At 61.5% G+C, this 13,395-nt stretch carries 12 protein-coding genes; 8 read left to right on the top strand and 4 right to left on the bottom strand.

Going from position 1 to position 13,395, the window contains the following annotated elements; translation table 11 throughout:
- The first annotated feature begins 7 nt into the window (after positions 1-7).
- A complete protein-coding gene (locus BLT26_RS07655) occupies positions 8-1,171 on the top strand; it encodes an acyl-CoA dehydrogenase family protein (RefSeq protein WP_091511496.1) in 1,164 nt (387 codons plus the stop codon).
- An 87-nt stretch (positions 1,172-1,258) separates the two neighbouring features.
- On the opposite strand, the gene BLT26_RS07650 is transcribed toward BLT26_RS07655, so the two are convergent.
- Positions 1,259-2,113: a beta-keto acid cleavage family enzyme gene (locus tag BLT26_RS07650; RefSeq protein WP_091511492.1), complete on the bottom strand. Its 855-nt coding sequence runs from the start codon at positions 2,111-2,113 to the stop codon at positions 1,259-1,261.
- A 224-nt stretch (positions 2,114-2,337) separates the two neighbouring features.
- Between BLT26_RS07650 and BLT26_RS07645 the strand changes: the two genes are divergently transcribed.
- Together BLT26_RS07645 and greB are read left to right on the top strand one after the other, a co-directional pair.
- Complete coding sequence (locus BLT26_RS07645; RefSeq protein ID WP_091511488.1) at positions 2,338-4,329, top strand: S9 family peptidase; 1,992 nt, start codon at positions 2,338-2,340, stop codon at positions 4,327-4,329.
- A gap of 17 nt (positions 4,330-4,346) precedes the next feature.
- Positions 4,347-4,856: a transcription elongation factor GreB gene (gene greB, locus BLT26_RS07640; RefSeq protein ID WP_091511484.1), complete on the top strand. Its 510-nt coding sequence runs from the start codon at positions 4,347-4,349 to the stop codon at positions 4,854-4,856.
- A gap of 228 nt (positions 4,857-5,084) precedes the next feature.
- Here greB and BLT26_RS07635 read toward each other — a convergent pair whose 3' ends face one another.
- Positions 5,085-5,537: a VOC family protein gene (locus tag BLT26_RS07635; RefSeq protein WP_217631402.1), complete on the bottom strand. Its 453-nt coding sequence runs from the start codon at positions 5,535-5,537 to the stop codon at positions 5,085-5,087.
- 469 nt (positions 5,538-6,006) lie between these two features.
- On the opposite strand from BLT26_RS07635, the gene BLT26_RS07630 reads away from it, so the two are divergent.
- The 4 genes from BLT26_RS07630 (at position 6,007) to BLT26_RS07615 (ending at position 11,633) form a co-directional block, all read left to right on the top strand.
- Positions 6,007-7,293 (top strand): hypothetical protein, encoded by a 1,287-nt coding sequence (locus BLT26_RS07630; RefSeq protein WP_139169446.1) that lies wholly within the window; start codon positions 6,007-6,009, stop codon positions 7,291-7,293.
- A 129-nt stretch (positions 7,294-7,422) separates the two neighbouring features.
- Positions 7,423-9,219 (top strand): copper resistance system multicopper oxidase, encoded by a 1,797-nt coding sequence (locus tag BLT26_RS07625; RefSeq protein WP_091511478.1) that lies wholly within the window; start codon positions 7,423-7,425, stop codon positions 9,217-9,219.
- An 8-nt stretch (positions 9,220-9,227) separates the two neighbouring features.
- Positions 9,228-10,094, top strand: coding sequence for a copper resistance protein B (locus BLT26_RS07620; RefSeq protein WP_091511471.1), 867 nt, complete (start codon positions 9,228-9,230; stop codon positions 10,092-10,094).
- Between the two features lie 207 nt (positions 10,095-10,301).
- Positions 10,302-11,633, top strand: coding sequence for an MgtC/SapB family protein (locus BLT26_RS07615; RefSeq protein WP_217631401.1), 1,332 nt, complete (start codon positions 10,302-10,304; stop codon positions 11,631-11,633).
- A 15-nt stretch (positions 11,634-11,648) separates the two neighbouring features.
- Here BLT26_RS07615 and BLT26_RS07610 read toward each other — a convergent pair whose 3' ends face one another.
- Together BLT26_RS07610 and BLT26_RS07605 are read right to left on the bottom strand one after the other, a co-directional pair.
- A complete protein-coding gene (locus tag BLT26_RS07610) occupies positions 11,649-12,089 on the bottom strand; it encodes a hypothetical protein (RefSeq protein WP_091511463.1) in 441 nt (146 codons plus the stop codon).
- 4 nt (positions 12,090-12,093) lie between these two features.
- Positions 12,094-12,399 carry a hypothetical protein gene (locus BLT26_RS07605; protein WP_091511459.1) on the bottom strand — a complete coding sequence of 102 codons (306 nt, stop codon included), beginning with the start codon at positions 12,397-12,399 and terminating at the stop codon, positions 12,094-12,096.
- Between the two features lie 253 nt (positions 12,400-12,652).
- Here BLT26_RS07605 and BLT26_RS07600 point away from each other — a divergent pair, with 253 nt between their 5' ends.
- Positions 12,653-13,369, top strand: a complete 717-nt coding sequence (locus BLT26_RS07600) for an ABC transporter ATP-binding protein (protein ID WP_091511456.1) — start codon at positions 12,653-12,655, stop codon at positions 13,367-13,369.
- The last annotated feature ends 26 nt before the right edge of the window (positions 13,370-13,395 follow it).

Below are 13,395 nucleotides of genomic sequence, written 5' to 3'. Positions count from 1 at the left end.
AAACAGGATGTACGACATCGATAATACCCGGCTGTACAGCCCGTTTCTGCGCGAAGAACACCACCAGTGGCGCGAACAGATGAGGCGCTTCGTGGAACGCGAGATCTCCCCCCATATCAACCAGTGGGACGAGGAGGGCCATCTTCCAGCCGGCCTCTGGCACAAGGCCGCACAGGTCGGGCTGTTACAGCTGGGTTATCCGGAGTCCTACGGCGGTGTGCCGGGCGATGTATTCCATACCCTCGTCGCCGCCGAGGAACTCGCCCGTTGCGGGGCCGGCGGCCTCTACGCCAGCCTGATGGTGCATGGAATCGCACTGCCACCATTGGTTCACTATGGTTCCGAGGCTCTGAGGTCGGCCGTGGTACCGCCCGTTCTGCGCGGCGAGAGGCATATCTCCCTGGCGGTAACCGAACCCGGTGCCGGCTCCGACGTGGCGAATATCCAGTGCCGGGCCAGGTCCAGCGGAGATCACTACGTGGTCACCGGCGAGAAAACCTTCATCACCGGAGGCATGCGCGCCGACTGGTTCACCACCGCCGTGCGCACCGGGGAAGAGGGCTTCGGCGGGATATCCCTGCTACTGATCCCCGCCGCGGCCGCCGGTGTCGAGCGGCAGGCGCTGGACCGGAAACAGGGCTGGTGGTGTTCCGACACCGCCAGTATTTTTTTCGATGAGGTCAAGGTTCCGAGGAACAACCTGATCGGTGAGGAAAACGGGGGGTTCCTGCCGATCGTGCACAACTTCAACGGCGAGCGCCTGGGCATCGCGGCCTCCTGCGTCGGCTACAGCCGGGTCTGCTTGCAGGAGGCGATCGAGTGGGCCCAGGCACGCAAGACCTTCGGCAAGCGCCTGGCTGACCACCAGGTGATCCGCCACAAATTCGCGGGGATGCAGCAGCGCATCAATGCCACCCAGGCCTACCTGGAGCTGTGCGCCTGCGCGGAGCAACAGGGCCAGCTGAAGGTTTCCGACGTGTCCCTGCTGAAGGTCCAGGCCACCGAAACCATGGAATTCTGCGCGCGGGAGGCGATGCAGGTAATGGGTGGCGCCGGCTACATGCGCGGCAGCCGGACCGAGCGTATCTATCGCGAGGTGCGGGTCAATGCCATTGGAGGTGGTTCTGAAGAAATCCTCCGTGACCTGGCCTCCCGGCAGATGGGCATCTGAAAGGCCGGCGTCGCGCTCCCCGGCCGGCGACGCCGCTGGCACCACACGGCCAGTCGCTCCAGGCTCTCACTCGGGGCGAGCAAAAGCTCAGAGAAATATTTCCCTCGCCCGGCCTGGCGATACCACCTTGCGCCCGCACTCTTCGGCAACTCTTACCAGCGCCTCGATGAGCTGGCCGTTGCCATTGGCGCGGGAGCCGTCAGGTAGGTAAAAGGTATCCTCCACACCGCTGCGCAGGTGCCCCCCGAGTTCCGCGGTGCGGCGATGCAGCTGCCAGATCTCCTGCCGTCCGATCACGGTACTCTGCCAGAGCGCGCCCTCGTGCATGTAGCGCGGCAACAGTGCCAGCAGGTCCGGGTCGGCGGGCATGCCGGAGGCAACGCCCATCACCAGGTTGTAATTGGGCCTGTCGACCAATCCCACGTCCCGGAACATCCCGACCGAGCGCACGATACCCACGTCGAAACACTCGAACTCCGGGCGCGTGCCTGTCTCGCGACAGACTTCCAGCAGTTCCTCCACCTTTTCAACCGTATTTTCGAACAACATTGGCGGCCAGGCCCAGTTGCCATTGGAGCGCGCCTTGAGGTAATTGAGGCTGCCTGCATTGCAGGCGGCGATTTCCGGGCGCCCGGCACGGATGCAGTCGAGTGGGCCCTGTTGGTCACGGCCGATAGTACCTGTGGAGAAATTCATGATGACCCCGGGACAGGCGTGCCGGATTGCCTCGGCAATGGCAACCGCCACCCCCGGCTCCCAGCTGGGCAGGTGTCCCATACCGGGCTCCTGGCAGCGGAAATGCACATGCATCACCGACGCACCGGCATCGAATGCCTCGCGGGCGGACGCGGCCATTTCTTCGGGCGTCACGGGCACCGGGTGCTGCCGGGGGTCGGTGAGCACACCGGTCAGTGCACAGGTAATCACCACTTCATCAGACATGGGCAGGACTCCTGGATTATCTTTGTCGGGACGGGACTCGCACGAGTCGGAAGTGTTCACCGACAAAACCAAGCAATTGCTTGGTTCCCTCAGGCTAACACAGGCCCGCAGGCGCACAAAGCCGACTTGTACCCGTTTCCGCACGGCGGCAGAATGCGCGCCAGCGAGACACATTCGTTACGCTGACAAAGCCTTTCGATGGAACACCAACAGGGGGATGCGGGATGGTTGATATTCCTGCGAATGGAAATCAGGACAAACAGGTTGCACCTTACGGAAGCTGGAAATCTGGTGTCACCGCAGACCTGCTGGTGCAAGGCAGCGTGCGCCTCAGCGAGGCGAGCCTGGTGGACGGCTGCTTTTACTGGCTCGAATCACGCCCGGCCGAAAACGGCCGCTCGGTGCTGGTCCGCCATTGCCCGCAGCACGGCAACAGCGATATCACCCCCGCCCCCATCAGCGTGCGCTCGAAAGCGCACGAATATGGTGGTGCCAGCTACCTGGTCGCCAACGACCGGGTTTACTTTGTCCAGGCTGCCGACCAGCGCATCTATCACATGCCTCTCAGCGGTGGTGAAGCGCGCCCCCTGTCCAATGAAGGCCCCTACCGCTACGCCGACCTGCAGCTGGACCGCCGGCGCAACCGCTTACTCTGTGTGCAGGAGGACTATACGCCGTGCGATGCCGGCGAAGAGCCCGTGGCACGAATTGTTGCCTTCAGGCTCGATGATGCGGGCGACAGCGCTGGCACCCGTCCGCGCGTCCTGCTTGAGGGCGCCGACTTTTATTCCAACCCGGCGCCCAGCCCCGATGGCAACCAACTCTGTTTCCTGCGCTGGTTTCACCCGAACATGCCCTGGGACGGTACCGAGTTGTGCATTACCACCCTCGACGACGATGGCCGGGCCGGTGACATCGAGGTCGTTGCCGGTGGCGAGCGGGAATCGGTTTTCCAGCCGCAGTGGTCACCGGCAGGTGAACTGTTTTTCGTTTCCGACCGCAACAACTGGTGGAACCTGTATCGCCGCGGACAGAGTGCACCGCTGTGGGAGCGGGCTGCAGAGTTCGCAACACCCCAGTGGGTGTTCGGCATGTCCACCTACGGCTTCCTGACCAGCGACGAGATTCTCTGCACCTTCACCGAAGGCGGCCGCTGGCGACTGGCCCGCATCGACCTGGAGAGCGGTGGCCACACGCTACTGGAACAGCCTTACTGCGATATCGAGAGCCTGCGCTGCGAAAGCCACCAGGCCGTATTCATCGCCGCCTCACCGAGCGAGTTTCCCGCCGTGGTGCGCTATGACAACCATTCGGGGAAATTGGCAACCATAGCGCGCAGCAACAGTGCTGGCCTGCCGGCAGAGACCTTCTCCTTCGCACAGGAAATCGAATACCCGGTCGGCGAGCGCAACGTATTCGCTTTCTACTATCCCCCGGAAAATCCCCATTACTGCGCGCCCGATGGCGAGCTGCCGCCTTTACTGGTATTGAGCCACGGGGGCCCCACCGGAGCCACTTCCGCGGGGCTTAACCTTAAAATCCAGTACTGGACCAGCCGCGGGTTCGCCGTGCTGGACGTGAACTATTCCGGCAGCACCGGCTACGGTCGCGAGTATCGCGACCGCCTGCAAAACGGCTGGGGCGTACTCGATGTAGAGGACGTGTGTGCAGGCGCGGAATTCATGGTTTCCAGGGGTCTCGCGGATCCGGAGCGGTTGCTGGTCAAGGGCAGCAGTGCCGGCGGTTACACGGTCCTGGCGGCACTCACCTTCCACAAGACTTTCCGGGCCGGTGCCAGCCTGTATGGCGTCGGTGACCTGACCACACTCGCACGGGATACACACAAATTCGAGTCGCGCTACCTGGACAAACTGGTGGGCCCCTGGCCTGCTGCGGAGGAAACCTACCGCGAACGTTCCCCCATCAATTATGTGGAGGAACTCGACTGCCCGGTGATCGTCTTCCAGGGATTGGAGGACAAGGTGGTGCCCCCCAACCAGGCCGAAGCCATAGTGGCTGCCCTGCGCAGGCAGGGCATACCTGTGGCCTATATCACTTTCGCAAACGAGGGCCACGGCTTCCGCTCGGGCGACAGCATAAAAATGGCGCTGGAGGCAGAGCTGGAATTCTACAGCCGCATTTTCGGCTTTCCCCTTGCCGAGCCGGGCCCCGGCATCGAGATCGAAAACCTCGCAAGTCAGCCACATAGCGACTGACAGGAGCAAGCACATAAATGGGAAGATGGAGACCCCCGCGCCCGCGCGGTTCGCGATATATCACTCCGGAGGGTGCCCGTCGGATGCGGGCCGAGGTCAAGTACCTGTGGGAAGAAGAGCGGCCCCGGGTCACCAGTGCCGTCAGCGAGGCAGCCAAGCTGGGCGACCGCTCGGAGAATGCCGACTATATCTACGGCAAGAAACGCCTGCGGGAAATTGACAGCCGGGTGCGCTTCCTCACCAAGCGGCTGGAGGAAGTCACCGTGGTCGACCGCATCCCAGAGGACCGGGAGCGGGTGTACTTCGGGGCCTGGGTCACCATCGAGGATGATGAGGGCAACACGAGCACTTACCGTATCGTCGGGCCCGACGAGTTCAACGTAAAAGAAGGACTTATCTCCATGGATTCCCCAGTGGCGCGGGCACTACTTGGCAAGAGACTCGACGACGAAGTGGATATCCGCATCGAGGAACGCTGGGTTACCTATTACGTGCTTGAGATAAGTTACGAGACTTCCGCAGACTGATGTTCAGGTACCCCGGCCCACTCGGTGCCTGACAGATGTCCCCCGGAATCCCGATCAAGCCGTACCCATTCAATTACGGGGACTCGTTTCCCTGTCACATGCGTAGCGGCTCGACCTGACTTTCCCGGCACGATTGACGCGACTCGGGCCGGGCAGGTTTCTCCTGCTGTATTCCGTCAAACTTACCAGCCATTGAACTTCTCTTCCCCTGTTTCGCCGGCGGCGCAGTCAGGGTGCGATACCTTTTTCTCGCAGTTGCTCCAGGCTCGCAGCAGACTTGCGCAGGCCGCCTGCCCCCAGCCGGGCCAGTACCTGTTCGTGCTTGATAAACTGCACCTCGCCGTACTCCACTACCTGCCAGCGGTTGCCGGAGGGATCACGGAAATCCAGGAACCTGTCACCCACAATTGGAATACCGTTTTCCCGCAGGCGCGCTTCCACAGCCTCTCTGTCATCCACAACCAACCCGAAGTGACGATGGCTGTCTTCCCCGGTATTCGACGACTCCAGCAATGCGATAAACTGATCGCCGAGTTCAATGAATGCCATATTTTCCTCGCGCCCGCGCAGGCTGAAGCGAAACAGGCGACCCAGGAAATCCAGTTCCTCTTCCAGATCGCGCACCTCCAGCGCTACATGGTTGATGCCCAGCGCAATCGCTTTCGAATTACCGTTATTCATTTCCATCACCCACTGTTTGTGGCCGTCGAGACACATGCATGTCGCACAACTGGAGTTCCCCGCGCAGGGCCCCGGCATGCTCTCCCGGGCCACGCGGTAATAATGGATTCAGGTTAGACGACGGGAAAAAGTGTGCGGCGGTAAGGGCCCCTCCCCGCCCACCACCTCCCCGCCGCCCGAGACTGACTGCATATCTCGCCCGATACCAGGTCGATCAATTTTTGCACAAAGAAAACAAAAAGCATGCAATTGGCAAAATGATTCTGTATGATTTTGCGTCAATTTGGTCCCACGCCCCGGGCGCGGTGACGAGCGAAAGCGCTGTATAAAATTTGCCCACCCGATCAACAGGGAGTCAGGAATCGCCGTGAGGCGACTTAGAGGTCATTGAAGGCTGAAGGTGTTTGGCGGACAACGCACAGTGCGCTTCCGCGTGATGTACAAAAAATAACCGTTAGATGTGATTTCAATGACCTCACTCTCTTGCCGCAACCTGTTGCTGACGCTCTCCCTTTGCCTGCTCACCGCCTGTGGCGGGGGCGGCGGCGGTGGAGACGACTCTCCCACCCCGCCTGCCTCGAGCTCCTCCGGCAGCTCCGGCTCATCTGGTAGTTCCGGTTCCACCGGCAGTTCGGGAACCAGTAGCAGTGGCGGCACGGACCTGCTTCCGGGAGAATATGTCTCCGTGGGCAACTGTGTACCCTTCGAGGGCAGCGAGAACGCCGAACTCAAGATTTTTTTCCTAAACCTCAATGACGCGCCCTACTTCGACGAGCTGGTCAACGATGCTGTCTACGAGCAGTTCCAGGCCATCCCGCCTTTCAGCGAGTATTTCAGCCATCTGGCCTTCTACCGCCTCGATATCGGCAACGGTGAGGACTTCAGTTGTAAGGGACTCAACAAGGGACTGAACGGGGGCGACCTGCTCCAGTGCGACGATGACAAGATTCACCAGGCTATCACCGCCCAGTGTGATGTCAGTGACGTGCACGGCCTGATCAAGGTGGTGTTCGCCGACTCCTCATACGGCGGCTCGGCCGGTGAAGTGATCTACGTGGGCTCAGACTCCGGCAAGGACCTGGCAACCGTACTGGACAAGCAGACCAATACCGTGATCCACGAGGTGGGCCACAACTTCGGGCTGGCGGATTTCTACGGCGGTGGCATCAACAAAAATGGCGACGCGGTTGAGGGCTGGCCCAGCGAACGCTCGCGGGAGTGGCGCAACCTGGACGGACCGGGTTGCTCCAAGTGGTGTAACTCTTACAAGCCGGCCTCCGAGTACACCCAGTCGGAGACCTCGGTCTGCCCCACCTTCACCACCCGCGACCAGTGCGTCAGCCACAACCGCCTGGAAGACGGCGACTGCACCAAGGATGAAAACGGGGTCTACCAGTGCTGCGGCTGGTCGGAGACCAAAGACGACTATTTCGATTCCAACTGCACCCCGGTCTGGGGTACCGAGGACATCGGCCTGGATTGCGAGGCGGGTGCGGGCTGCTTTTACGGCGGCGCCTACGGCAACAACTCCTGGCGACCCGTGAAGTCGTGGGAGGACAGCATCATGTATGGCCCGGACGATTCCACCGCCTTCGACAGCGTCTCCGAGCGCGAACTCAGGCAGGCCCTGACCTGCTGCGCGTCGTCAGAAGACGGGACTGCGGCCTGCGAGAGCTTCCGCGCGGAGTACGCCGACTTTCTCGCCAACGAGCAGCTGTGGAAACAGCGCCTCGGCTCCTGCGGCGTAAGCGGGTAAATACAGGGCGGCCAGGCCCTGGTCCCCTGCCATACCAGCGAAGCCCGGCGCCAAACTAGCGACCCCGTGCCGGTTCGCCTGCTCCGTCGGCTACAGTTGCAGGATCTCAAGTACCGGGATCCTACAGCGATGGCCGATCAGCAGCAGCCGGGCGCGCCCACCATCGGCAGCCGGCGCCGGTTCCTCCAGACGCTGGGCGCCGGCATTTTCACCACCGGCGTCAACGCAGTTTTTCCGCTGGCTTCCTGGGCGCTCACGTCCCCGAAACACATCCACGATGGGATCGGGGACTACCGGCCCCAGAATTATTTCGACCTGGCGTTCCGCTATACCCCGCTCGCGATCAACGGCAGGACCGGCACATCCACCGCCATCAACGGCACTGTTCCGGGGCCGCTGATCCGCTGGCGGGAGGGCGACACGGTGACCATGGATGTCTCCAATTACCTGCCCGACACCAAGCATGCCTCGATCCACTGGCACGGTATTCTCGTCCCTTTCCGCATGGACGGCGTACCCGGGGTGAACTTCAACGGCATCCAGCCCGGCGAGACCTACCGCTATCAGTTCAAGGTGGTGCAGGCCGGCACCTACTGGTACCACAGCCACTCCCGCTTCCAGGAGCAGACCGGCTCCTACGGCCCGCTGGTAATCGACCCGAAGGACGGCGAGCCCTTCCACTACGACCGGGATCACGTGATCGTGCTGTCGGACTGGGCCTTCACAGACCCGGAGACGCTGTTCCGCAATATCAACCTCGACCCCCACTACTACATCTATTACAAGCGCACTGTGTTCGATTACCTGCACGACATCCGCAGGATGGGCTTCGCCGACGCCAACGCGGAGCTGCTGCCCTTCCGCAAGATGAACATGAGCCCGCGGGATCTCTCCAACGTCACCGGCTATATCTACACCTACCTGATGAACGGCCACTCCCCGGATATGAACTGGAACGGCAGGTTCCTCCCCGGCGAGACGGTCCGCCTGCGGGTTATCAACGCCTCGTCGATGAGCAACTTCGACGTTCGTATTCCCGGGCTCGACATGGAAGTGGTGATGGCGGACGGCAAGGCCGTGCAACCGGTCAGGTGCCACGAATTCCGCATCGGCGTGGCGGAAACCTACGACGTGTTGATCAGGCCCCGCGAGGCGCGCGCCCATACGCTGTTCGCAGAGTCCCTCGACCGCAGCGGCTATGCCCGCGGTACCCTGGCCCCGGAGCCGGGCATGCAGGCGCCGGTCCCCCCCCTGCGCCCCGCGCCCGATCGCAAACTGGAAGACATCGGCATGGGCATGATGAAGGGCAAGTACTTCGGCGGCATGAGCGATGCCATGAAGGAGAAGCTGTGGCGCAAGCGCATGCAGATGCAGGACCCCGGCATCCCCGGCCCGAACGGCCCCATGCCCTTCCTGCCGGACAAAGACAACCCGAACGTGGCCATGGTGGTAATGAACCCGCAGGACCGGCTCGCGGAACCGGGTGTAGGCCTGGGCAAGGACGGCTGGAAGGTACTCACCTACAAGGACCTGGTGTCGGCCGAGCCCCAGCCCTACAAGGCTACCGTCGACCGCGAGATGGTCATCAACGTGACCGCGAACATGGAGCGTTTCATCTTCGGCCTGGATGGCAAGAAGTTCACCGAACAGCCGGCGCCGTACCTGTTCAGGCACAACGAGCGGCTGCGGCTCTTCCTGGTCAACCACACCATGATGGAGCACCCGATGCACCTGCACGGCATGTGGATGCAACTGGAAAATGGGGGGGATAACGAGCAGATACCCTTCAAGCACACCATCCTGATCAAGCCCGGTGAGGCGCTGTCGGTACTGATAACGCCCATCGAAAAAGGAGACTGGGCCTTCCACTGCCACCTGCTCTATCACATGGAAGCCGGTATGTTCCAGGTTATCCGCGTCGCGTGAGTCCAGCTATGAAATATTTTGTTCCCTACCTGGTCATGCTGCTTCTCTCGCCGTCCCTGCTGGCACAGGAGCAGCCGCCGAAGGACGTGCCGATCCAGGCCTCAGACGACGGCACCGAGCCGAAACCGGAAGATTACCGCAGCCCTCCCCTGCCGCCACCGCCAGGCAATGAGATAAGGAAGTATGCCGAGGATACGCCGGGCAAGCCACAGGAAAATTTCGGCGTGGTCCCCATCCACGACAACCAGAAATTCTTCCAGGTGCTGGGCAAACGACTGGAGTACCGCCGCGATGGCGACCTGGAAAAACAGCTGTGGGAAATCGACGCCTGGTATGGCGGGGATCACAACAAGCTGTACCTGGAGTCTGAAGGCGAGCGCGAAGCCGGGGGCAAAACGGAATCGGCGCGGCTGGAGGTGTTCTGGAACCACGCCATCCGCCCCTTCTGGGACCTGCAACTCGGGATGCGCCACGACTTCAACCCCAACGAAAGCCGCTCCTTCCTTGCGGGGGGCCTGCAGGGCATGACCCCTTACGGATTTGAAACCGACCTGACTGCCTATGTCAGCGAGGATGGCGATGTATCATGGCGGCTGGAGATGGAACGCGGCTTCTATTTCACCCAGCGCCTGGAACTGGAGCCCCGCTTCGAGACAGATTTCTCGTTTTCGGATGTCCCCGCCTACAACATCGGTACTGGCTTCACCGGCGTGGAGCTGGGGCTGCGCCTGCGCTATATGATCACACCAAAATTCGCGCCTTATATCGGCGTATCCTGGGAGCGCAAAATTGGCGAAACCGCGGACCTGATCGAGGCCGATGGCGGGGAAACCGAGTTTACTTTTGCACTGGCAGGCTTCCGCTTCTGGTTCTGACCTGATCCCGTCTCCTGCCTTATGTATCGCCCAGTCTCATCCCGGTCCGCCCCGCCCTGTCGGCGGCCGGCAGTCCATCGCCGGCGCAGTTCGGCACTGGCGCCACAGCGACTATATTGGAAGGTGACTGAAGCCCGAGCCGCTGGCGAGCGGCGCCGGGGTACGCCCGCCCGGCGGGCGTAATAATCCAAATAAACGGACTCTGCCTTGCAAGGAACCACCGGCTCTCCCGACCAACAAGTTGATGCTGCTGCCAGTGCCGCGAGTGACGGCCAGCTCGCCGCGCCCTATGTCGACGTCGACAGCGCCATAGCGCTGGGTATCGCGCTCAGCCTGGGGTTGCTGGTGGGGCTGCAGCGGGAGCGCACCACCGATCGCATTGGCGGTATCCGTACATTTCCCCTGATCGCCCTGTTCGGTGCCCTGGCCGCGCGTATTGGTGACGTGCACCAGGCGCAATGGATGGTACCCGCGGGCCTGCTGTGTATCACCATCGTGCTGATCCTTGGCAACCTTGGCAGGCTGCGGGGCGAGGGAGAGAGCAGCGGTATCACCACCGAGATTACCGCCCTGATGATGTACCTTGTGGGGGCCTATGTGATGCTGGGCGAACAATCGATCGCGGTGGCGGTTGGCGGTACTGTCGCCATCCTCCTGCACCTGAAGCCCACCATGCACGCTTTCGCCCGGCACCTGCAGGAGAAAGATTTGCGCGCAATCATGCAGTTTGCGCTGATCTCGCTGATCATCCTGCCCATTCTGCCCAACCGCACCTTCGGGCCCTACGATGTGCTCAATCCATTCAAGATCTGGCTATTGGTCGTGCTGATCGTCGGGATCGGGCTGGGTGGCTATGGCGCCTACAAGATCGTGGGGGCTCGCACAGGGACCCTGCTAAGCGGCGTGATCGGCGGGCTGATTTCCTCCACCGCGACAACGGTCAGCTATGCGCGCCGGGCCCGCAACCAGGCCGCGCTGGTCAACCTGGCTGCGCTGGTGATACTGATCGCCTCCACCAGCATGTTCGTGCGCATGTTCGTGGAGATTGCGGTGGTGGCTCCGCGTATGGTGCTGCAGCTGTTTCCACCCCTGGCGGCGATGCTGCTGGTGAGTGCCGCAGTCTGCGGCGTGGGCTACCTGCGGGTGGGCCGCCAGGAAGATGAGATGCCCGAGCAGACCAACCCGGCGGAGCTCACCCCGGCACTGGTATTCGGCGGTCTCTACGCTATCGTGATCCTGGCCGTCGCGGCCGCCAAGGATTACTTTGGCAACCAGGGGATCTATGTAGTGGCGCTGATTTCCGGGTTTACCGATGTGGATGCAATTACCCTGTCCACCGCGAACCTCGCCGGCAAGGGCACACTGGAAGCCGCGACCGCCTGGCGCTCCATGCTGATCGCGACGCTCGCCAACCTGGTTTTCAAGGCCGGGGCCGCCGGTGCCCTCGGCGGGATGAAGCTGTTCCGGCGGGTGCTGCTGCTATTCGCTGCACCTTTCGTGGCCGGGTTGGCGGTGATTGCTTTCTGGCCCGCTGGTTAGGCGCGGGCAATTCAGCTAGCGGACATTCTGCAACGCGTCACGATACTTGTTCGGCAGGTCCTGGCCCCGAAATTCGATATTCTCGGCGTCCTCGGGCAGCTCGACGATCTTGGTGAATTCCGACTTGCTGGCGGGCACCCTGGTCGGCTCCACCTCATACTCGGTGCCGGTATCACTGCGCCTGGCCGTGTAGCCCGAGCGCTCATAGCCCTCCCGGGTCTGCTCATACTCGATCTTTACGCCGAATACTTCCTTGCCAGACTGCTTTTTGAAGCGGCCAACTTTCCAGTCGGTCACCTCCCCGGCGATATAGACACGTTTGACCTTGGGATACATCGCGGTGGTATCGCCGCGGGTCTCCTGCTCGAGGTCGTAAGTTATGTACATTTCGGCTGCATTGCCCTTGTACTGGGATTCGGTTGACTTGTATTCGCGACCGCTCTTCCCCGTGCTCATTTTCTCAGTCTCCCCAGCTTTCATCGTAATCGGCCTCGGTGCCAATATCCTCGGCACGGCGGTTAACCTTGCGGGCGGTCTTGGCAAACTCCTCCTGGGCCACTTCACGGATTTCACCGATATCATTGCCAAATTTCTTTTCCCAGGACTGTGCATGGGAAAGTGTCACCAGATAGCCTGCGCGTCGATAGAGTTCCGTCAATTCATCCCGTGAATCGGCGTCATCAACGTCCTTGCGAATCATCAATGCGACATCGCGCAGGTCCGTCTTGTTATCGATGTCATCGTATATATTCCTGTCTTTGGCCATAGCGGGATCTCCCTCATACCTGTCAATAACTCACAGGTACGCCGCCCGTTCCGGGCTGTTTGCTGGCGCACCCTGCCTGAACTGCCATGAGCCTAGTCGAGCAGCGCAGGTCTCCACCGCAAGCAAACGAGTTTTGTCATGCTTTTGCACACCAGCACCTAGACTTGGGTCAGGACATTCACCGGGGCGAAGCTCCTGTTACACCGGGCCGACTGGCAGCAGCTGCAGGCCACGACCAGCAGGCAAGATTGAGATGAACAGAGCCGACTACCCCGCCTTTCGCGCTGAAGGACTGACAAAGGTTTACGGCAGTGGTGAGGCAACGGTGTACGCCCTGCGCGGCGTGGACCTTGAGGTCGCGCGCGGGGCGATGGTAGTGCTGCTGGGGCCTTCCGGCAGCGGGAAATCCACCCTGCTGAATATTCTTGGCGGGCTCGACTCGCCAACTTCCGGGCGCGTGTTTTTCGACCGGCGTGAGCTCACCGCTTTCGACGATCGCCACCTGACCCTGTTCCGGCGCGAGCATGTAGGCTTCGTGTTCCAGTTCTACAACCTGATCCCGAGCCTGACGGCACGCGAGAATGTTGCCCTCGTGACAGAGATTTCACAGAACCCGATGTCACCGGAGAAGGCCCTGGGCCTGGTGGGCCTGGAGCAACGCATGGATCACTTCCCGGCGCAGCTGTCGGGTGGCGAACAGCAGCGGGTAGCCATTGCCCGTGCAATCGCCAAGCAGCCAAATGTACTTTTTTGTGACGAGCCCACCGGGGCGCTCGACAGCCAGACCGGTATCGTGGTTCTCGAGGCCATCGCGCGGGTAAACAGTGAACTGGATACCACTACCATGATCATTACCCACAACGCCGGTATCGCCGCCATGGCTGACCGGGTCCTGTACATGGCCGATGGCCAGATCCAGCGGAGCGAAACCAATCCGGAGCCGTGCGCGCCTGAGGAATTGAGTTGGTAGCTGGCCCGCGCACAAACAGGAAATAC

It is taken from the genome of Microbulbifer yueqingensis (assembly GCF_900100355.1).
Classification (GTDB): domain Bacteria; phylum Pseudomonadota; class Gammaproteobacteria; order Pseudomonadales; family Cellvibrionaceae; genus Microbulbifer; species Microbulbifer yueqingensis.
This window is presented reverse-complemented; position numbering and strand designations above follow the sequence as displayed.